Below are 20061 nucleotides of genomic sequence, written 5' to 3'. Positions count from 1 at the left end.
GGCGATTTTCCAGCGACGATGAACCGACACGGTCTGGCCGTGAGCGGCCGTTTCCGCATGTTCATCGCTTTTCTTCGCCTGGTGCCATCATGACTGCCTTCGCCATCGCGCCCGAAACGGGTGCCCATCATTCCGACATCGACGCCCTGCATGCCGAAGCCTTCGGGCCGGGCCGCTATTCGCGCGCGGCGTTTCGCGTGCGCGAGCAGGGGCCGCATGACCCGGCGCTGTCCTTCGTCTCGCTGGCCGAGGACGGCGAGACGCTGCTCGGCTCGGTGCGGCTGACCTGGATCGAGACCGCGGCGACGGGCGCGAAGGGCCTGCTGCTCGGGCCGCTGGCGGTCAAGGACGGGCTGAAGGGCCAGGGGATCGGCAAGGCGCTTCTGCGCCGGTCGGTCGACGCGGCGCGGGAGGCGGGCGCGCCCTACATCCTGCTGGTCGGCGACAAGCCCTATTACTGGCCGTTCGGCTTCGAGACGATCTCGCGGGGCAGGGTGCAGATGCCGGGTCCGGTCGACCCGGCGCGGTTCCTCGTCTGCGCGCTGCAGCCGGAGGCCGCAGACGCGATCGGCGGCATGGTGCGCTGGGCCGGCAAGCCGGCCTGAACCCGCCGCTCGACATCGCCGGACGCCACTTCTAAAGTCCGCGCATGGGATGGATTTCGGTCGTTTTCGTGCACAAGGCCATCGAAGCCTTGTCCGGCCGCTCTCGCATGTCTGGCCGTTCTCCATTGGCCGACGCCGACATGCGCGCGCTGTTCGGCATTGCCGGGATCGATCCGGACGATCCTGTCGATCCGAAACGCATGGTCGCCGACGACCGGTTCTTTGCGCTGATGGAACGCATCGCCGGCGCGCCGGGCGGCGGACGGGCGGTGCCTGTGCTGATCGGCGCGTCGATGCGCTGCGACGATTACGGCGCCTTCGGCCTCGCCTTCAAGTCGGCGACGGATCTCGGCGGTTCGTTCCGACGGGTGGAGCGCTACGGGCGGATCGTCACGTCGATCGCCAATTTTCGCCTGGTGATCGGCGACGCGGAGGCGGCGATGGAGGTGATCCCGGGCCGCGAGCAGCGGCTCGGCCTGACCATGACCAACGAGATCGCGGTCGCGGCCGCCGTCGCGCTCGCCCGCGAAGTCTCCGGCGGCGATTTCACGCCGACGCGGGTGGAATTCATGCACAGCGCGCCGGACGACGACAGCGTGCAGCAGGCGCATTTCCGGTGTCCGATCCTCCACGACGCCCCGCGCGACGCGCTGGTGGCGCCGGTTGAGCGCCTGGCGAAGCCCAACCGGCTCGGCGACCGGAGCATTTCGGCGTTCTTCGACACGCATCTCGACGGCGAGCTGGCTGGTTTCGCCGAGCCGGCGGGGTTCGGGACGCGCGTGCGCGAGGCCATTCTCGAAGTCCTGAGCGAGGGCGCGCCGACGCTGGCGCAGACCGCCGGCCGCATCGGCATGAGCAGCCGGACGTTGCAGCGGCGGCTGGCCGCCGACGACAAGGCCTATCAGGACCTCGTCACGGAGGCGCGCCGGGCGCTGGCCGAGCAACTGCTGTCGCGCACCGAGTACGCGCTGGCGGAGGTCGCCTTCCTGACCGGGTTTTCCGACCAGAGCACCTTCTCGCGCGCCTTCAAGAGGTGGAACGGGACGACGCCGGCGGGCTATCGGCGCGCGGCGCAACAGGCGCTCTGACGCCTCCTCGTCGTGTTTGGCATGGCGCGCACAGGCATTGGCGCCCGGCGCACAGACGCGGCCGGCCTCTCGCCGCTAACGGACCGGTGTTCGTTCAACCAGGGGAGACACCGATGGTTCTCAACCGTTTCCAGAAAATCGTTCTCGGTCTCGCGGGCGTCACGGCCGCCTGTATCGGGGGCTTCATCCTGACCGCGCCGCAGGCATTCTATGCCGGCTACGGCATCACGCTTGGCGCCGATCCGACGCTGTTGAGCGAGATCCGCGCGCCGGCGGCCTGCCTTTTCGGGCTGGGGCTCTTGATGCTGGCCGGGCTGGTGCGGCCGACCTGGACGCATCCGGCGATCGCCGCCGCGTTCGTCGTGTTCCTCGCCTTTCCGGCGGGGCGGGTCGTCGGCCTGATCGTGGACGGCGTGCCGGCGGGCGGCATTCTCGCGGCGCTGGCGGTCGAACTCGTGATCGCCGCGCTGCTGTTCGCCGCCTTCGGCCGTCGCGGCGCGATCTCCGTTCCCGCTCCCCGGCAGGCGAACGCGGCCGGGTGATCCTGCCAGCCAGGCGTTCGGGTTGGAGCTTGGGGCCGGCCCCGTGTTCACGCCCAGCTCACCGGATCCAGCCTGAAGAGGATCGCGAGCTGGGTGTAGACGTCGGGCGCTTCGTGCTTCAACGCCGCAGGCCTTTCGAAGAAGACCTCGACTGCGACCGCGAAGAATTCCACATGGCTGGTCGCGCCATAGGCGTCGAAGACCGTTCTCGCGCCGTGCTCGACATTGCGGACATGCCTGTCATAGGCGGTGACGAAGGCGCGCTCCCAGTCGACGAATTTCTGACCCTTCGCGAGGATGGGAATGGCGTTGGTGTGGCCCGACAGGTCGTCGATCTGGTGGGCGAATTCGTGGAAGACGACATTCTGACCGTCCCGCGTGTCGGCGGCGCCGTGTTCCACGTCTGCCCAGGACAGGACGACGGGGCCGCGCGACCAGCTCTCGCCCAGGCGGCCGACATTGCGTTCCGTCACCACATAGCCGTCCTGTTCCTTGAGCCGCGACGTGAACGCGTCGGGATAGACGAGGACGGTGTAGAGGTTCTCGTACCAGGTGTCGGTGTTGACGACGAGCAGGCAGGCCTGGGCGGCGACCGACAGCCGGATGTCGTCCGTCATCTCCAGTTCGCCGAGGCCGACGAAACTGATCTGGTGGAGGAAGAGCCTGATCTTGCCTTCCAGCTTGCGGCGCAGTTCGGGCGGGAGCTTTCGCACGATCGGCACCGCCTTTTCGACGATCGCGCGCTGCCGGTCGGACAGGTGCGAGGCGAGCAGCCGCCTGCGCCGTCTCTTCCGCGTCAGGTAGCGCAAGACATAGGCGCCGGCGCCGGTCAGAAGCAGCAGGAGGAGGATGAGTTGGCCCGTCGACATGGCCTGTAAGTAGGTATGCGGGGCGGCCGGGAAAAGCGGGATGCTTGCCCGGCACGCGCCTGATTTCCCTTGGAGGCGGTGTCGGGCGGCGGTATCGTCCAGGCCGGCGAGTTGCGGGGGGAGGACGCGATGAGGTTTCACAGGCTTTTCTGCGATGCAGACGGCGAAAGCCACTGGGAAGACGTCGAGGTGGCGCTGGCCGAACGGGTCTTCGCGCCGCCCGCGCAGCGCATCGAGATCTCCGAACCCGAGCCGGCCCGGCAGATGGCGTTTCTGAGGCTGCGCGCCGGCTGGGACGAGCCGGTGCACCCGACGCCGGTGCGCCAGAAGCTGATCTGCGTCGCCGGCAGCGTCCGGGTGACGGCAAGCGACGGCACGACGCGCGATATCGGCGTCGGCGACATCTGGCACATGGAAGACGTTTCCGGCAAAGGCCACCACACCTGCGTTACCAGCCCGGACGATTTCGAGGCGGTGATCGTCCAGTTTCCGTAGGCGCGGCGACGTCCTGCCTTCGGGCTTGTGTTTGAAAACCGGATGTGGATTGCTGGCGGCTCGGACGACTGGAGGAGGGCTGCCATGATCGACCAAGCCAGCTTGATAACCTATGCGCTGATCGTGCTCGGGTTCGTGTTCATTCCCGGGCCCGCGACGCTTTTGACGGTCGCGCGGGCGACGACGTCGGGGGTGAGAGTGGGGATCGCGACGGGCGCGGGCATCACCGCCGGCGACATCATCCACACCGTGATGGCCGTCGTCGGCATCTCGGCGATCATCGCGACCTCGGCGACCCTGTTCAGCATCGTGAAATATCTGGGCGCCGGCTACCTGGTCTTTCTCGGCATCAAGGCGATCCTCGAAAAGGCGCCGGTCGATCTCGGGCAGGGCCGCGTACCGATTACCGCGCCGCAGGCGTTCCGCCAGGCGATCCTGGCCGAAGTGCTCAACCCGAAGACTGCGCTGTTCTTCCTGGCGTTCCTGCCGCAATTCGTCGTGCCGGCGAACGGCCATGTCGTCGCGCAGCTGACGCTGCTCGGCGTGCTGTTCGCCTTCATCGGCTTCTTCAGCACGATCGTCTATTCCCTGGCGGCGGGCGGCCTCGGCAATTTCCTGCGCCGCAACCCCACCGTGCTGAAATGGCAGGGCAAGGTGGTCGGCGGCATATATTGCGCGCTCGGCGCGCGCCTGGCGCTGCAGGAGCGATAGGCGGGGCCGGCCTTCAACCCTGCCGGCCATTCGCCGCGAAGGCGCCCGGGGGCAGGCCGACATGGCGGGCGAAGGCGACGCTGAAGGCGCTGGCGGAGCCGTAGCCGATGCGGCGCGCGATGTCGGCGATCGGGGCCTCGCGGCGGACCAGCATGTCCTTGGCCAGCGCCATGCGCCACGTCGTGACATATTCCATCGGCGCGGTGCCGATCTCGCGCCGGAAGTGCTCGTAGAAGGTCGAGCGCGACATGGCGGCGGCTTTCGCCAAGGCCGCGACCGAATGGGGGCGGTCGGGATGGGCGTGGATCCGGCGCAAGGCCGCGCCGAGCCGCGGATCCGCCAGACCGCGCAGCAGGCCGGGCGCGGCCCCCGTTTCCGCCGTCGAGCGCAGCGCCTCGATCAGCAGGACTTCCAGCAGGTGGCCGAGCACCATCTCGCGCGCCACGCGGCCGGCGCGCGTCTCGTCATGGATGAGCTTCATCAGCGCGATCAGCCGGCCCTCGCCGCGGACATGGACGACCTCGGGCAGGAGCGCGACCAGCAGGTTCCGGTCGGGCGTGGCGAAATCGCAATGCCCGACCAGCATGACCACGTCGGACGGCGCGTCGGCTTCGCCGAGGCGGATGACGCCGGGGCTGACCTCCAGCGGCTGCCGGATCGCGCCTCGGCCCGGGGACACCGGGCTCGAGACGGTGAAACTGAAAATCTCGGGCACCAGCACGAAATCGCCCGCCTCAAGCCCGATCGGCGCGCGGCCCGAAACCGTCAGCAGGCAGCCCCCTTCGACCACCGCGCAGTAGAAGGGGCTGCCCATCTCGGTGCGCTCCACGATCCATTGCCCGCCGGCGGTCACCAGCTTGGAGATCGACGGGGCGGGCTTCAGGAGGCTCACGATGTCTGCGAGAGGATCGCTCATGCTTCGGACATATGCGAAATAATTCCGGATATCCAGTGATAGAAAGTCCGGAGACGCCCATCCATCTCCTGTTCAGCCCACAACAGGAGACAATGCCATGCCCAGGATCCTCATCACCGGCTGTTCGAGCGGCTTCGGCCTCGCGATCGCGCAGCGCTTTCTGACCGAAGGCTGGGAGGTGGTCGCCACCATGCGCAATACCGGCCAGGACGTGCTGCCGGCGCATGACCGGCTGACCGTTCTGCCGGTCGACGTGACCGACGCCGACAGCGTCGCCGCGGCGGTCGCGCAGGCCGGCCCGCTCGACGCGCTGGTCAACAATGCCGGCGTCGGCCTCTTGAACGTGCTGGAAGGCGCCACGATGGAGAACATGCGCGCCGTGTTCGAGACCAACACGCTCGGCGCGATCGCGCTCATGAAGGCGGTGATGCCGCAGTTTCGGTCGCGGGGCGCGGGCACGATCGTCAATGTCAGCTCCAGCGTCACCGTCAAGCCGCTGCCCGCGCTGGCGGCCTACACCGCCAGCAAGGCCGCGCTCAACGCCTTCAGCGAAAGCTTCGCGCTGGAGGCGGCGCAGGTCGGCGTGCGGGTGCGGCTCGTGCTGCCCGGCTCGTCACCCAGCACGAGTTTCGCCCCGAACGCCATGGCCCGGATGGGGCTGGAGATCCCCGAACCCTACGAGGCCTTCGTCATGGGCTATCTGGGCGAACTGCGCGGCGCGGCCGAGGTGACCGTGCCGGAAGACGTGGCGCAGGCCGTCTGGCGCGCGGTGACCGAGCCGGACACGCCGATGAAGACCCCCGCAGGCGCCGACGCCGTGAGCTGGTTCAAGGAGGCCGGCCTGCCCGCCGCATGACCCGCGTGCCGCCGCCCGTCCGGCGGCGGCCTTTCCCTCCCGTTTTCCGGAGACCGACCATGAACAACCTGATCGACCTTGCCCGACATATCCCCACGCCCGAGCCTGCGCTGACCGTGGCCTACACGCCTGTTGTCCTTGCGATGGAGGGCCGCCAGCCGCTGGAACTGCGCGTCACCGCGCCCGCCGCGGGCACGGACATTCCCGTCGTCGTTTTCTCGCACGGGCACGGCCCGTCGAACTACATTCCGTCGAAGGACGGCTACGCGCATCTGGCGCAGTTCTGGGCCGAGCGCGGGATCGCCGTGATCCAGCCGACCCATGCCAGTTCCCGCGTCGGCGGCCTGCCGGCGGACGCCGAGGGCGCGCCGTTCTTCTGGCGCGAAAGGGTGGCGGAGATGAAGGCCGTCCTCGACCGCCTCGACGAGATCGAGGGGCAGGCGCCGGCGCTGGCCGGACGGCTGGACCATGCCCGCGTGGCGGCGGCGGGCCATTCCTTCGGCGGATACACCGTCGGCCTGCTGCTGGGCGCCAATCTGCATGGCGAGGATTTCCGTGATCCGCGCCTTGCGGCCGGGATGATGCTGACGGCGCCGGGGCGCGGCGGCAGCGACCTGACGCCGGAAAGCGCCGAGCGGTTCCCGTTCTTCGACGTCGATTTCTCCACGCTCGTCACACGCACCCTCGTGGTCGGCGGGGACGCGGACGATCCGCATTTCACGCCGCGCGGCCCGGAGTGGCATGCCGACGCGTTTGAGGACGGCCCCGGCGCCGAGGCGTTCCTGTCCATGCGCGGCGTCGGCCACGGGCTCGGCGGCATCGCCTCGCTCGACGCGCGCGAGACCGAAACCGAAGCGCCCGACGTTCTGGAGGCCACCAAGCGGCTGACGCTCGCCTGGCTGCGCACCGCGCTCGGCGTCGAACCCGACGCCTGGACGACGGCCAGCGGCGCGCTTGCCGGGCCGGCATCGGCGCTCGCCCGGGTCACGACGCGCAAGGGCGTTGGAAGCTGATCGCGGCGATCCGCCGCTCTACGCCGACTTGGCGTAGCCGCCGTTATAGGCTTCGCTCTTCCGGCGGATTCGCGCGTGTTCGACGACCCTGTCGCGTGCGATCCCCCGGAAGTCCTCGATCGACGAATAGCCCTTGTCCTGCAGGTAATCGGCGAGATCGCCGGTCAGCTCGCGGATGAGGTTGACGCCGACGCCACCACTACCCTTCTCCTCCATCGCAGCCGTGCAGACCTGCAGGTTTCCGGCGCCATGGACGATGAAGTTGAAGGCTTCGCGGAAGCCCTTGATCCCGCCGATGCCGGAAATCGATTCGTTCGGGAAGGCCCGCGACACATCCGAGACGCGCTGCAGCGCCTGGTGCAGGATCGCCAGCCCGCCGAGGCCCCCGGACGTGACCAGCCCGTCGACCTCGACCTCGAATTTCAGGGTCTCGGGGTCCATGAGCGGAAGAGACGGAAAGGTGTTGCAGATCGAGATCGACGCCGCTCCGGCTGCGTAGGCGGCGCCGGCCCCGTCGACGAGGCTGGACCCGGACGGCGTCAGCTTCACCCAGATCGGAACGCTGACCGCCTCGGTGACCGCGTTGAGGATCGTCGTGATGATCTCCTCGTCATTGGCGATATGCGCGCCCATGTCCTTGCGGTCCATGTGGGGGCAGGACATGTTCAGCTCGATCGCATCGCATCCGGCGTTCACGCAGGCGCGTGCGAGCTTGCGCCAGTTCTCCATCTCCTCCTCGGAGCCGGCCCCGGCCATGATCGAGGCGATGAGCATCCGGTCCGGATAGGTCGTCTTGATCTCTTCCAGGTCCGGGAGCCACAGATCGAGCGGCTGGTCGGAGATGAGCTCCCAGTTCCAGGAGGAGTGAGAAACGGTGTCGGGCCGCTTGTAGCGGGAGACATAGGGTTTCGTCTCGCTGGCGCGCTGATAGATCGTCTTGGGGCCGGCGACGTTCTCGACCGGGTGCAGGCCGATCGTCTTCGTCACGACACCGCCCCAGCCGGCGTCGAAGGCCTTGAGGATCTTGGCCTTGCTTTCCGTCGGCGGCGCGGAGGCCAGGACAAAGGGGTTCACGAACTCGAGGCCAGTGAAGTGTGTTGCAAGCTTGCTCGTCATGGGGCGCTCCCGGGTTGGGCTCCATAGGACCGAAAATTTTATCAATCAGTCAACATTTTTTTCGGCGCCCGGCCATGCCGATGTGAAGCCGAGGCAAGACGTGGCGCTTTCTGCTCAAAAGATGGGCAGAAAGGCTTCATAGACGGCGTTGTCGAAAACGGCCGGCGCGACGTTTCGAACGGTCGCTGGCGCACTCGGACGGGTTTCGTGACGGTATTCCCGGCGAGCTGCCCTTCGCCCTAGCGCCCCTCGCGCACCCAGGTTCCGGCGAGCACCATCAGCAGCAGCGCCAGGCCGAGGAAACCGGAGAAGAGGGAGTAGCGGGTGACGCCGAGCAACTCGGTCTCGTCGGTGGTGCGCAGGCCGATCCAGTCCGTTCCCGAGGCGCCGGCATTGGCGCGCACGGGCAGGATGTTGGGGACGCGCAGCGCGCCCGACGTGGCTAGGAGGCGGCGGATGGAGCCGCCGCTGGCGTCGGTGACCGGTTCCAGCAGCTCGGTGGTGGAGATCATGGAGCGGTATTCGGGCGCGTCGACCGGGCCGGCATGGGCGAGGGTGTTGAATTCGCCCTGGACGATCTCGTAGAGACCGACCTCGTCGGCCTCTATACGGGCGGAGAAGACGCCGTTGCCGTTGTCCTGCAATTCGACCTCGGTTTCGACGCCGGTCGGCGAGCGCAGGCGGGCCGGTTCGACCTCGTCGGCCATGGTCTGGCGGCGGATGGTCAGCGTCTGCCCGTCGCTCGACGCGGTCAGCGCCTCTTCCTCCAGCTCCGGCTCCTTCATCAGCCAGTGCGCGACCCGGCGATAGAGGCCGACATGCGGGCCGCCGCCCTCGAAGCCGCGCGCCCAAAGCCAGCCATGGTCGGACAGGATCATGCCGACGCGGCCTTCGCCGAAGCGGTTGAGCACCAGGAGCGGCCGATCGTCCGGGCCCTGCATGGCGACGATGCCTTCCGGCGGATCGACGTCGATGGTGCGGAACCAGCGGCCCCAATTTGGCGGCTCGCTCTGGCCGCCTTCCAGCGTGCGGGTGACGGGGTGGCGCTTGCCCTCGTCGGAAATGCGCGGGAAATAGCCCTGCGCGGTGACCACGCCGGTCGGACGGGCGGGCAGGGCGGCGACGAGCGGGGTTTCGGCGATCGAGGTCTCGCCGGCATATTCCGGACCGGCGGCCACGAGCAACGCACCGCCGCCGCGCACATATTCGGCGATGTAGTCGTAATAGAGCGACGGCAGCACGTTTCGGTACTGGTAGCGGTCGAAGATGATCAGGTCGAAATCGTCGATCTTCTCAACGAAGAGTTCGCGCGTCGGGAAGGCGATGAGCGACAATTCGTTGATCGGCGTGCCGTCCTGTTTCTCCGGCGGGCGCAGGATGGTGAAATGGACGAGATCGACGGAGGCGTCGGACTTCAGCAGGTTGCGCCAGGTGCGCTCGCCCGAATGCGGCTCGCCGGAGACGAGCAGGACGCGCAGATTCTCGCGGATGCCCTGCATCTCGGCGACGGTGCGGTTGTTGGCGAGCGTCAGTTCGCCAGGCCATTCCTCCACCGCCAGTTCGATGATGTTGGCGCCGGCGCGGTCGAGCGTCAGGTCCAGCGGCGTCTCGACGCCGGGAACGGCGGTCTCGCTGCCGACGCGCTCGCCGTTCAGGAAGATCTCGACGGTGACCGTGGCCGCCGCCTCGCCGTCGCCGGAATCGACGACGTGATACATCATCTCGGTCGGCTGGCCGGTGATGGAGAAGCGCGGCGCCTGGGTGAACTCGATCTTGCGGTCATATTCGCCGGGCGCGCCGGTGGTCAGCACATGCAGCGGCGTGTTCGGCGGCAGGCCGGTCTCGCCCTGCGGCACGTCGTGGACCTGGCCGTCGGTGATCATGATCGCGCCGCCGAGGCGCGACGGCGGAACGTCGCGGATGGCAGCGGCGAGCGCCTCGAACAGCCGCGTTTCGGTCTGCGCGCCCTCGGCGGCGCCGGTTCCGGCCTCGACCTCGCGGACCTCGAATTGCGGGAAGCGGGCGAGGCGTTCCTTCAGCGTCTCGAGCGCGCTGTCGGCGGTCTCGATGCGGCCGCCGAGCTTCTGGCTCTGGCTGCGGTCGACGACGAGCGGGACGACGGTGGTGAGCGGCGCGCGCTCCTCCTCGTTGACGACCGGATTGGCGATGGCGAGCGCGAGCGCCGCACCGGCGCCGGCGCGCACCACGGCGCCGCGGCTGCGCGAGACGAGCGCCCAGCCGACCAGCGCGACGACGGGCAGGCAGACGACGGCGAGAAGCCACCACGCGGTGAGCGGCGCGAAATCGAGGGAGAAGCTGGTCATCGCGTCACTGCCCCAGCCTTTCCAGCAGCGCCGGCACGTGGACCTGGTCGGCCTTGTAGTTGCCGGTGAGCATGTACATCATGATGTTCACCCCGGCGCGGAAGGCATAGATGCGCTGCAGCGGGTCCGACGACATGGTCGGGAAGACGGGCCGGCCGCTTTCGTCCAGCGCCCATGCGGCGGCGAGGTCGTTGCCGGTGATCATGATCGGCGTCACGCCGTCGCCGCTGCGCACCGGGCGGTCCTCGACCGTCTCCTGCGTGGCTGACGCCTCCACCCAGAGCGGCGAGCCGTCATAGCGGCCCGGAAACCGGTCGAGGATGTAGAAGGCCTTCGTCAGGACGTGGTCCGGCGGGACGGGCTCCAGCGGCGGGATGTTGAGGCCGCGCAGAATGTCGCGCAGGCGCTCGTTTTCCGGCGACGACGCGGCGCCCGCGAAGGAGGCTGTCAGCTGGTCCCGCGTGTCGAACAGCACGGTTCCGCCGCCCTGCATGAAGGCGTCGAGCCGCGAAATGGCGGCCTCCGACGGCATCGGCGCGGTGATGTCGATCGGGAAATAGATCAGCGGATAGAAGGTGAGTTCGTCGGTCTCCAGGTCGAGGCCGACGGGTTCGGCCGGCTCCAGCGCGGTGCGGCTTTCCAGATAACGCGTCAGGCCCCACAGGCCGGCGGCGCTGACGTCGTCGGTGTCGGGATTGCCGGATTTCACATAGGCGAGCCGCGTCGTCTCCAGAAGTTCGACGATCTCGGCGTCGCCCGGCCGCTCGTCGCTCTCCTGGGCGAGGGCGGGCATGGCGACGGTGAGCGCGACGGCGACGACGGCCAGGGCGAGCGCCGCGGCGACGTGCCCGGTCTCGCGCATGCCGACGCGGCCCTTGCCGAAAAGCCGCAGGCGGCCGTTGATCCACAGGACCGCCAGCGTGTCGAGGGCGAGCAGAGCGAGCGCGATCAGGAAGAGCGGGCCGCGCAGGTCGCTTTCCTCGCCGCTGTCATAGGCGAAGACCGTGCTGGCCGCCTGGAAGGCGGGCGTGCCGAGCGGGGAGAGCGTGTCGTCGGCGACGAGCACGTTGCGCGCGACGAAGCCGTCGGCCGTGCCGTAGAGCCCCGCCGGGTGGGTGTAGCTCGCAGGCGTCGCAGACGCCGCTGCGTCGAGCGGGCGGACATGGGACGGCGGCGTGGTCAGTTCGCCGTCGGCGCCCAGGATGCGATAGGGCGCAAGGGCCTCCGCCTCGACGCCGGAATTGCCGGGCTGGATGGCGCCGGTGTTACGCGACAGGTTGGCGATGCGGCGCAGCATCTCCACGAAGGAGCCGGAGATCGGCAGGTTGGACCATGTCGCCTCGGCGGTGACGTGGAACAGGACGAGCGTGCCGTCGCCGCGCGCGGCCCCGGTGACCAGCGGCGTGCCGTCGGCGAGATTGGCCCAGGTGCGGGCCGCGAGATCGAGGCCGGGCTCGGCCAGCACCTGCCGGTTGACGGTGACCTCGCGCGGGGCTTCCAATCCGCCGAAGGGGCCGTTGCCGGGAAAGGCGGCGACGGGCTGCGGTTCGGTCCAGGACAAGGAGCCGCCGAGCGTGCGTTCGCCGAGGCGCATCTCGACGGGCAGGAGCGGATCGTCGCCGGCGGTCGCGGCAAGGCGCGGGCCGGCGAAGCGCACGAGCGTGCCGCCGTCCTCGACCCATTCCGCCAGCGCCTGCGACGCGGCCTCGGGCAGCACGCCGATATCGGCCATGACGATCATCGCCGGGCCCTGTTCGAGGAGCGCGGGCACGTCGACGGAAAGGTCGCCGGTCTTGCCCTCGACCAGATCGGCGAAGGGCTGCAGCGCGCGCTGGATGTAATAGAGCGGCGAGAGGAGCGGCTGGTCGAGATCGCCGGCCTGGCCGGTCAGGAGGCCGACGCGGCGGCGGCGGGAATTCTCGTCCACCAGCCAGACGCCGCCGGCCTGTTGCTGGCCGGCGATGCGGATCGTCGCGAAATCGTTGCGCAATTCGAACGGCACCTCGAAACGGGCCGTGGCCTCGGCACTGCCGTCCTCGAACAGCGCCGCGGTCTCGGCCAGAAGCCGGCCCTTCTCGTCGAAGGCGGAGACAGGAACCGGATCGGCGCCGGTGGAGAGCCCGTCGGGCCCCTGGACGCGCACGTTGAAGCCGGTCGGCGTGTTGTCGACGCCGCGAATGGCGCGCAGATCGTCGATGCCGGCGTCGAAGAGCAGGACTTCCGAGAGATCGAGCGCATTGATCGCCGAGAGCGTTTCGTCGCGTTCGCTCGCGGCAAGCCCGTCGGAGAGCCATGCGAGCGAGGCCGGCGGCGCGTCGGCGAGGGCGGCTGCGAGGCGGTTGACGGCAGCGACCCGGTCCGGTTTCGCCGCGATCGGCGTCGCGGCGGCGAGGACGGGCAGCAGGTCGGTCGGCTTGGCGAGCGCGACCTGGGCGTTGTCGGGCGCGACGGTGAAGGCCAGCGCCACTGTGCGGCCGGCCTCGTGGGCCTTTTCGACGAGTTGCGCGGCCTGCGCCATGCGCGCATCCCAGTCGCGGCCGGTGGACCAGCCATTGTCGACCAGAAGGGCGAGCGGGCCGTCGCCGGTGGCGATGTCGGCGACCGGATTGAGCACGGGGCGGGCGAGCGCGAGGATGACGAGCGTCGCCATCAGGAGGCGCAGCAGCGTCAGCCACCACGGGCTGCGCGCCGGCGTTTCCTCGTGCTTCATCACCTGCGCGAGGAGGCGCAGCGGCGGGAAGATCTCGGTGCGGGGCTTGGGCGGCGTCAGCCGCAGGAGCCACCAGATGACCGGCAGGGCGGCGAGGCCGAACAGGATGGCGGGCGCGGCAAAGGAGAGGGGGAGACCGAGCATCAGGCGGCGCCTCTCGCGGTTGTCTGTCTGGCGGCGGGCTGGCCGGTCAGGCGGCCATGCAGGGAAACGAGCGCTTCGGAGGCGAGTCGGTCGGTGCGGTTGACGGCGAAGCTCCAGTCGAGCCGGCGGCAATAGTCGCGCAGCGCCTCGCGGCGGGCGTGATAGATGGTCTGATAGGCCTCGCCCCAATGTTCGGCCCGGCCGGCGGTGAGGCGGACGCCGGTTTCGGGGTCCTCGAACTCGGTGCGGCCGGCATAGGGGAAGACCTCCTCGGCCGGATCGGCGACCTCGAGCAGGTGCATGCGCGCGCCGCGCTTGGCGATGGCGTCGAGATCGGCGAGCGTTTCTTCCGGCGGATCGAGGAAGTCGCTGACGAGCACGACGTCGCTGTAGCGCTTGACCATGTCGAGCTGCGGCTTGTCGGGCAGGGTGAGCGCGTGGGAGCTGGCGAGCGCCATGGCCAGACGCTCGGCGCCGTTGCGCGCGGCGACGGGTTTCAGCAGGCCGGGATAGCCGATGCGTTCGCCGGAGCGCGACAGGAGTTCGGCCAGCGCCAGGGTGAGGACAAGCGCGCGCGATTCCTTCGACACGGTGGCGGCGCGCGACTTGAACAGCATGGATTCGCTCGGATCGGCCCACAGCCACACCGTGTGGGCGGCCTCCCACTCCATATCGCGGACATAGGTGTGGTCGTCACGCGCCGAACGCCGCCAGTCGATCTTGGCGAGCGTCTCGCCGGCGACATAGGGGCGGAACTGCCAGAAGGTCTCGCCGATGCCGCGCTTGCGGCGGCCGTGCCAGCCGGCAATCACGGTGGTGACGATGCGGCGCGCCTCGATCAGGAGATCGGGCACGAGTGCGGCGCGCAGGCGGGCGCGCGCCAGCGCGTCGCTGCGATCCTCCGGTGAGTGACGCGCGCCGACCGTCGCCATGCGTCAGGCCTGGTCCAGCGACCGGACGAGATCGGCGATCACGTCGCGCACGCTGACGCCCTCGGCGCGCGCCGCGAAGGTGAGCGCCATGCGGTGCTGGAGCACGGGCTCGGCCAGGGCCTTCACGTCGTCGATCGACGGCGCGAAGCGGCCGTCATAGAGGGCGCGGGCGCGCGAGCACAGCATCAGCGCCTGGCTGGCGCGCGGACCCGGACCCCAGGCGACATGCGCGTCGGTGGCGGCGTGGCCGGTGCCGGGGCGGGCCGAGCGGACGAGTTCGAGGATGGCGTTGACGACGCTTTCGGGCACCGGCATGCGGCGCACGAGCTGCTGCAGTTCGGAGAGCTTCTCGCTGGTGAAGACGGCCTCGGCGGTCTGTTCCTGCGTGCCGGTGGTCTCCAGCAGGATCTTCCGTTCGGCGTCCAGCGACGGGTAATCGACGTCGATCTGCAAGAGGAAGCGGTCGAGCTGGGCTTCGGGCAGGGGATAGGTGCCCTCCTGCTCGAGCGGGTTCTGGGTCGCCAGCACGTGGAAGGGGGCCGGCAGGTCGTGGCGCTCGCCGCCGAAGGTGACGTGATATTCCTGCATCGCCTGCAGCAGCGCCGACTGGGTGCGGGGCGAGGCGCGGTTGATCTCGTCGGCCATCAGCAGCTGGGTGAAGATCGGCCCCTTGACGAAGCGGAAGGAGCGCTTGCCGTCCTCGGACTGCTCCAGCACCTCGGAGCCGAGGATGTCGGAGGGCATCAGGTCCGGCGTGAACTGAATGCGGCCGGCGGAGATGCCGAGAACCGTGCCCAGCGTGTCGACCAGCTTGGTCTTGGCGAGGCCCGGAACGCCCACGAGAAGGGCGTGGCCGCCGGACAGGATGGCGACGATGGCGTTCTCGACCACCTGTTCCTGCCCGAAGATCACCTTGCCGATTTCGGCGCGCATCGACCTGATGTCGGCGAGCGCGGCCTCGGCCTTTTCGATCACCTCGGATTCGTTCAGCGTTTCGCCGGCAGTCTCGATGCTCATGGGCCTCTCCGTCCTATCCTGTCAGAAGGTAATTCAGTCTGGGGTGCTGACAAGCCGCCAATGACTGACTAATTCGTGACTGAAACGGTTTTCCACGCCGATTTGGGCGCATGACAAACAAAGTGACAAATTCGGGCAGCGGCAAGGCAGGGGATGCGGCAAAGAGCGCGCCTGCCAAGAGCGATGCGCCGCGCGACATGGGCGGGCTGCAGGCGCTTCTGTCGCGGGCGACACAGGGCGTGAAGGGCCTGCCGCCCGTCGACAAGTGGAATCCGCCCGATTGCGGCGCGATCGACATGCGGATCCGCGCCGACGGAACCTGGTTCTATCTCGGCACGCCGATCGGCCGGGCGCCGCTTGTGCGGCTGTTCTCGACGGTCCTGCGCAAGGACGCCGACGGCAAGACCTATCTCGTCACGCCGGTCGAGAAGATCGAGATCACGGTGGAGGACGCGCCGTTCCTGGCGGTCGAGATGCATGTCTCCAATCGCGGGCCGGACCAGGTGCTGACGTTTCGCACCAATGTCGGCGACGTGGTGGAGGCGGGGCCTGACCATGAGCTGCGCTTCGAGGCGGAAGAAGGCAGCGACGGGCTGAAGCCCTATCTGCATGTGCGCGGCCGCCTGGAAGCGCTGGTGAGCCGGGCGGTGATGTACGACCTCGTGGAACTGGGCGATACGGTCGAGACGGGCGGAGGCGAGGTGTTCGCGGTGCGCTCGGGCGGCGAGACCTTCGCCGTCATGCCGGCCGACGAACTGGAAAGGGCGTCGCGATGACGGCGGCGGGCGCCATTTTCCCGGATCGGGCCTTCACGGTGGACGATTTCCGCTCGCGGGCGGTCGAGCGCGGCTGGCATCCGGACGCCGACGATTTCGGCGACCATCACCTCAATCCGACTATCACCGAGGACCTGCGGGCGCGGACGCTGCGCGCGGCAGCGGTGCTCATTCCGGTGATCGACCATGCCGACGCGCCCTCGGTGCTGCTGACGCAGCGCGCCGCGAGCCTGCGCACCCATTCCGGCCAGATCGCCTTTCCGGGCGGGCGGATCGATCCCGAGGACGTTGACGCCGAGGCTGCAGCGCTGCGCGAATGCGAGGAGGAGACCGGCATCGGGGCGGACCATGTCGAGATCGTCGGGCGGCTGCCGGACTACATGACCGGGTCCGGGTTCCGGATCGCACCGGTGCTGTCGGTGCTGACGCCCGGCTATCAGGTGCGACCCAACCCGCACGAGGTGGACGCGGTGTTCGAGGTGCCGCTCGCCTTCCTCATGGACGAGGCCAATCACCGCCGCGGCACCAGCGTGGTGGCCGGCCACAAGCGGAACTATTTCGAGATGCCCTATGGCGACTGGTATATCTGGGGCGTCACCGCCGGCATCATCCACCTGATGTATCAGAGGCTCTATTCGTGACCGCGACCAGGATCGAGGCCGACTGGCTGCATGACGAAAGCCTCCAGACCATCCTGTCCGTGCTCGGACGGGACGGGGAGGAGGCGCGCATCGTCGGCGGTGCGGTGCGCAACCACCTGCTTGGCGAACCGATCGGCGACGTGGACATCGCCACCACCTGCCTGCCGGAAGAGACCGTGCGGCGGGCCGAGGCGGCGGGCCTGAAGACGGTGCCGTCCGGCATCGAGCACGGCACGGTGATCATCGTCGCGGCGCATCACGGTTTCGAGGCGACGACGCTGCGTGAGGATGTCGAAACGGACGGGCGGCGCGCCAAGGTGCGGTTCGGCCGCGACTGGGAGGCCGATGCGCGACGGCGCGACTTCACCGTCAACGCGCTCTATTGCGAGGCGGACGGCACGATCGTCGACCTGATCGGCGGGCTCGACGACATTCCCTCCAAGACGATCCGCTTCATCGGCGAGCCGGAGGAGCGCATTCGCGAGGACTATCTGAGGATTCTGCGCTTCTTCCGTTTCTTCGCCTGGTACGGGGCGGGACGGCCGGATTCGCACGGGCTGCTGGCCTGCGCGCGGCTGAAAGACGGGCTGGACGGCCTCTCTATGGAACGCGTCTGGACCGAGATGCGCCGGCTGCTCGCCGCGCCCGATCCGTCGCGGGCGATCCTGTGGATGCGCCAGACGGGCGTGTTGAGCCGGGTGCTGCCGGAATCGGAAAAATGGGGCACCGACGCGCTGCCGGGGCTGATCGCCACCGAAAAGGCCTTCGGCTGGCCGGGGGACCCGATGCTGCGGCTGGCCTCGATGATCCCGCATCGCGCGGCGGAGGCGAAGGCCGTGGCGACGCGCTGGAAGATGGCGAATGCGGATCGCGACCGGCTGACCGAATGGGCCGCCGCGCCGGAAGCCCGGCCCGATCTCTCGGAGGGCGCATTCGCGAAACTGCTCTACCGGTCGAAGGCCGAGGCGGTCAGCGACCGCGTGCGGCTGGCGCTGGCGCTGGCCCGCAGCAAGGCGGACGCCAATCCGTCATGGCTGGAAACGGTCGCCGGCTATGCGCGGCTGGCGCGGTTTTCGGAAAACTGGAAAAAGCCGGCCTTTCCGCTCGCCGGCGCCGACCTGAAGGCTGCCGGCATGAAACCCGGCCCCGAAATGGGCCGGGTGCTGCGCGATCTCGAGGACCGCTGGGTCGAAAGCGGCTTCCGCCTCGACCGTCAGACGTTGCTGGACGCCGTCGGCGACGCGGCCAAATCAGGCTGACTGGGCGTCTTCGTCGCGGATATGCGCCTTGATCTGTTCGACCATGTTGGGGCGGATGGACGCTTCCTCATGGGCCTGGCGCATGTGCTCGGACGCACGGCGCACGATCTCGGCTTCCTCCTCGGTGTGGGTCTTCCAGTCGCAGCCCGGAACGATGCAATCGTACTGTTTCATGGGTTCTCCTCCTCCATTGCAGGCACGGTTGCCTTAACGCGAGGAAGTGTCGCCAATGTGCGCGGCATCCGCATTGTCCCATGTCAATGCGTCGCCGAGCGCCAGTTCGCCGGGGGCGACGACCTCGGCGGTGATGCCGCCATGGCCGCGCATGGCGTTGTAGCCGCCGGGGCCGAGTGCCTGTTCCATGCGGCTGCAGGGCGCGCAGAGGCCGGTGCCGCGCAGCACGGCGCCGCCGAGCCGGAACGTGCGGTTGCGAAGGGCGATCAGGTTGATGCCGCTGACGACGACGTTGCGGCGCAGGATCGCCGGATCGAGCGTTTCCAGCCCGGCCAGCGACGCGACGGCCGGCAGATGTTCGGCCTGGATGAGCGTGACCGCGCGCTTGCCTGGCCGCTTGCGGTGATCGCCGGCGAGGCCGTTTTCGGTGATCGCGACCGAGGAGACCGGGACCAGCGGCGCCTTGCGCTCGGGGCGAACCCCGATCCACGTCACCGTCCCGGGTCTCGGGAAACGGGCGGTCAGTTCGGCGATCGTTTCGGTCACGGCATCGGGCCGCTTACGGCCATTTCACCGCGGGTGGCATGGAGGAGAGGATGGAATCGACATTGCCGCCGGTCTTCAGGCCGAACAGCGTGCCGCGGTCGTAGAGCAGGTTGAACTCGACATAGCGTCCGCGGCGGATGAGCTGCTCCTCGCGGTCGTCCTCGGTCCAGGGCGTGTTGAAATTCTTGCGCACCAGATGCGGATAGACGATCAGGAAGGTGCGCCCGACATCCTGGGTGAGGGCGAAATCGGCGTTCCAGCCGCCGTCGGCGTCGTCGGAATGCTGCCAGTCGTAGAAGATGCCGCCGATGCCGCGCGGCTCGTCGCGATGCGGCAGGTAGAAATAGTCGTCGCACCACCGCTTGAATTTCGGGTAGTCCGCGACGGCGTGCTTGGAGCAGGCGAGCTGGAAGGACTTGTGGAAGGCGACGGCGTCGCCGTCGTTCTGGCTGCGCCGCCGGTCGAGCACCGGCGTCAGGTCGGCACCGCCGCCGAACCACCAGCTCGTGGTGACGACCATGCGGGTGTTCATGTGCACGGCCGGCACGTTGGGGTTCTGCGGATGGGCGATCAGCGAAATGCCGGAGGCCCAGAAACGGGGGTCTTCCTGCGCGCCGGGGATCTGGCCGCGGAATTCGGGCGAGAACTCGCCATAGACCGTTGAGGTGTGGACGCCGACCTTCTCGAAGACTCGGCCATAGAGCATCGACATCACGCCGCCGCCGCCCGCGCCTTCGTGGCGCTGCCACGGGCGGCGCTCGAAACGGCCGGGCGCATAATCGGAGAAGGGGCCGCTCAGTTCGTCCTCGATCTGCTCGAAGGCGGCGCAGATATGGTCGCGCAGGGTCTCGAACCACACGCTCGCCCGGGCCTTCTTTTCCTCGATGTCCTGCGGCAGGCCGAAGGGCAGGTCAGGGCGTTGCTGCATGGCAGACTCTCGATATTGCTCACTGCCAACAGGGGTTACCGATTCGGCAAGGTGCTGCCAAGGGTGACCCAACGTCATGCACGCTAGAATTGACAGGGGGGCGTTACCATCTAAACTTCACATCACTGCGGGGACAGAATCATGCTTCCACCCAAGCCACCCCGATCGGCCGTTGGCCGACAAATGGCGAAGAGCCGCGAAATCGCGACGGCGCGAAACGACAGCTTCGTGCGTGAAACCTACCGACTTGGACGCCCCGCCGCCCGCCTGAAGGCCCGCGAATGGTTCGACCGTTACCCCAAGGCCGCCTACTGGACGCAGGTGGAAAGCTGGCGGGTGCTCGACGGCGACGTGATCGAATTCACCATGCGCCGCCTGCCGACGGCCGACTGAGCCCGA

21 protein-coding genes are annotated in these 20061 nt (G+C 68.6%); 11 read left to right on the top strand and 10 right to left on the bottom strand.

Annotated features, from left to right (window positions below):
• The first annotated feature begins 89 nt into the window (after positions 1-89).
• From MRY80_RS05080 to MRY80_RS05070, 3 genes are all read left to right on the top strand, one after another.
• Entirely contained in the window at positions 90-605 is a 516-nt protein-coding gene (locus tag MRY80_RS05080; protein ID WP_293288684.1) for an N-acetyltransferase, read from the top strand.
• 44 nt (positions 606-649) lie between these two features.
• Positions 650-1693: an AraC family transcriptional regulator gene (locus MRY80_RS05075; RefSeq protein ID WP_293288682.1), complete on the top strand. Its 1044-nt coding sequence runs from the start codon at positions 650-652 to the stop codon at positions 1691-1693.
• A gap of 113 nt (positions 1694-1806) precedes the next feature.
• Positions 1807-2235, top strand: a complete 429-nt coding sequence (locus tag MRY80_RS05070; protein WP_293288680.1) for a DUF4345 domain-containing protein — start codon at positions 1807-1809, stop codon at positions 2233-2235.
• 47 nt (positions 2236-2282) lie between these two features.
• Here the strand turns inward: MRY80_RS05070 and MRY80_RS05065 are convergent, their stop codons facing one another.
• Positions 2283-3104 (bottom strand): M90 family metallopeptidase, encoded by an 822-nt coding sequence (locus tag MRY80_RS05065; protein WP_293288678.1) that lies wholly within the window; start codon positions 3102-3104, stop codon positions 2283-2285.
• Between the two features lie 129 nt (positions 3105-3233).
• Here MRY80_RS05065 and MRY80_RS05060 point away from each other — a divergent pair, with 129 nt between their 5' ends.
• Together MRY80_RS05060 and MRY80_RS05055 are read left to right on the top strand one after the other, a co-directional pair.
• Positions 3234-3599, top strand: a complete 366-nt coding sequence (locus tag MRY80_RS05060; protein ID WP_293288676.1) for a hypothetical protein — start codon at positions 3234-3236, stop codon at positions 3597-3599.
• 84 nt (positions 3600-3683) lie between these two features.
• Positions 3684-4310, top strand: a complete 627-nt coding sequence (locus MRY80_RS05055; protein ID WP_293288674.1) for a LysE family translocator — start codon at positions 3684-3686, stop codon at positions 4308-4310.
• A gap of 13 nt (positions 4311-4323) precedes the next feature.
• Here MRY80_RS05055 and MRY80_RS05050 read toward each other — a convergent pair whose 3' ends face one another.
• Positions 4324-5226 carry an AraC family transcriptional regulator gene (locus MRY80_RS05050; protein WP_293288672.1) on the bottom strand — a complete coding sequence of 301 codons (903 nt, stop codon included), beginning with the start codon at positions 5224-5226 and terminating at the stop codon, positions 4324-4326.
• Positions 5227-5323: 97 nt separating this feature from the next.
• Between MRY80_RS05050 and MRY80_RS05045 the strand changes: the two genes are divergently transcribed.
• Positions 5324-6082, top strand: a complete 759-nt coding sequence (locus MRY80_RS05045) for an SDR family NAD(P)-dependent oxidoreductase (RefSeq protein ID WP_293288670.1) — start codon at positions 5324-5326, stop codon at positions 6080-6082.
• A 59-nt stretch (positions 6083-6141) separates the two neighbouring features.
• Positions 6142-7095, top strand: a complete 954-nt coding sequence (locus MRY80_RS05040) for a dienelactone hydrolase (protein ID WP_293288668.1) — start codon at positions 6142-6144, stop codon at positions 7093-7095.
• Between the two features lie 18 nt (positions 7096-7113).
• Here MRY80_RS05040 and MRY80_RS05035 read toward each other — a convergent pair whose 3' ends face one another.
• From MRY80_RS05035 to MRY80_RS05015, 5 genes are all read right to left on the bottom strand, one after another.
• On the bottom strand, positions 7114-8211 hold the full coding sequence (locus MRY80_RS05035) for a tRNA-dihydrouridine synthase (RefSeq protein ID WP_293288666.1): 1098 nt from the start codon (positions 8209-8211) through the stop codon (positions 7114-7116).
• Positions 8212-8450: 239 nt separating this feature from the next.
• Complete coding sequence (locus MRY80_RS05030) at positions 8451-10535, bottom strand: hypothetical protein (RefSeq protein ID WP_293288664.1); 2085 nt, start codon at positions 10533-10535, stop codon at positions 8451-8453.
• Positions 10536-10539: 4 nt separating this feature from the next.
• Positions 10540-13389 (bottom strand): DUF4159 domain-containing protein, encoded by a 2850-nt coding sequence (locus MRY80_RS05025; RefSeq protein ID WP_293288662.1) that lies wholly within the window; start codon positions 13387-13389, stop codon positions 10540-10542.
• Complete coding sequence (locus MRY80_RS05020; protein ID WP_293288660.1) at positions 13389-14321, bottom strand: DUF58 domain-containing protein; 933 nt, start codon at positions 14319-14321, stop codon at positions 13389-13391. Before MRY80_RS05020 ends, MRY80_RS05025 begins: the two co-directional genes overlap by 1 nt.
• Positions 14322-14324: 3 nt before the next feature.
• A complete protein-coding gene (locus MRY80_RS05015; RefSeq protein WP_293288658.1) occupies positions 14325-15338 on the bottom strand; it encodes a MoxR family ATPase in 1014 nt (337 codons plus the stop codon).
• A gap of 197 nt (positions 15339-15535) precedes the next feature.
• Between MRY80_RS05015 and MRY80_RS05010 the strand changes: the two genes are divergently transcribed.
• The 3 genes from MRY80_RS05010 to MRY80_RS05000 are packed head-to-tail and all read left to right on the top strand — an operon-like array spanning position 15536 to position 18014.
• Positions 15536-16114: a DUF1285 domain-containing protein gene (locus tag MRY80_RS05010; protein WP_293289613.1), complete on the top strand. Its 579-nt coding sequence runs from the start codon at positions 15536-15538 to the stop codon at positions 16112-16114.
• Positions 16111-16755, top strand: a complete 645-nt coding sequence (locus MRY80_RS05005) for a CoA pyrophosphatase (RefSeq protein WP_293288656.1) — start codon at positions 16111-16113, stop codon at positions 16753-16755. The genes MRY80_RS05010 and MRY80_RS05005 overlap by 4 nt, the downstream gene beginning before the upstream one ends.
• Entirely contained in the window at positions 16752-18014 is a 1263-nt protein-coding gene (locus MRY80_RS05000; protein ID WP_293288654.1) for a CCA tRNA nucleotidyltransferase, read from the top strand. The genes MRY80_RS05005 and MRY80_RS05000 overlap by 4 nt, the downstream gene beginning before the upstream one ends.
• On the opposite strand, the gene MRY80_RS04995 is transcribed toward MRY80_RS05000, so the two are convergent.
• From MRY80_RS04995 to hemF, 3 genes are read right to left on the bottom strand one after another with little or no spacing between them, the layout of a single operon-like run.
• Positions 18006-18188: a DUF1059 domain-containing protein gene (locus MRY80_RS04995; protein WP_293288653.1), complete on the bottom strand. Its 183-nt coding sequence runs from the start codon at positions 18186-18188 to the stop codon at positions 18006-18008. The genes MRY80_RS05000 and MRY80_RS04995 overlap by 9 nt on opposite strands.
• 33 nt (positions 18189-18221) lie before the next feature.
• A complete protein-coding gene (locus tag MRY80_RS04990) occupies positions 18222-18734 on the bottom strand; it encodes an MOSC domain-containing protein (RefSeq protein ID WP_293288651.1) in 513 nt (170 codons plus the stop codon).
• Between the two features lie 13 nt (positions 18735-18747).
• A complete protein-coding gene (gene hemF / locus MRY80_RS04985; protein WP_293288649.1) occupies positions 18748-19662 on the bottom strand; it encodes an oxygen-dependent coproporphyrinogen oxidase in 915 nt (304 codons plus the stop codon).
• A 183-nt stretch (positions 19663-19845) separates the two neighbouring features.
• On the opposite strand from hemF, the gene MRY80_RS04980 reads away from it, so the two are divergent.
• Positions 19846-20055, top strand: a complete 210-nt coding sequence (locus tag MRY80_RS04980) for a hypothetical protein (RefSeq protein WP_293288647.1) — start codon at positions 19846-19848, stop codon at positions 20053-20055.
• Positions 20056-20061: the final 6 nt, after the last annotated feature.

Source organism: Oricola sp. (genome assembly GCF_022763245.1).
Classification (GTDB): Bacteria; Pseudomonadota; Alphaproteobacteria; order Rhizobiales; family Rhizobiaceae; genus Oricola.
The sequence above is the reverse complement of the archived record's forward strand: the minus strand, read 5'-3'. Positions and strand labels throughout refer to the sequence as shown.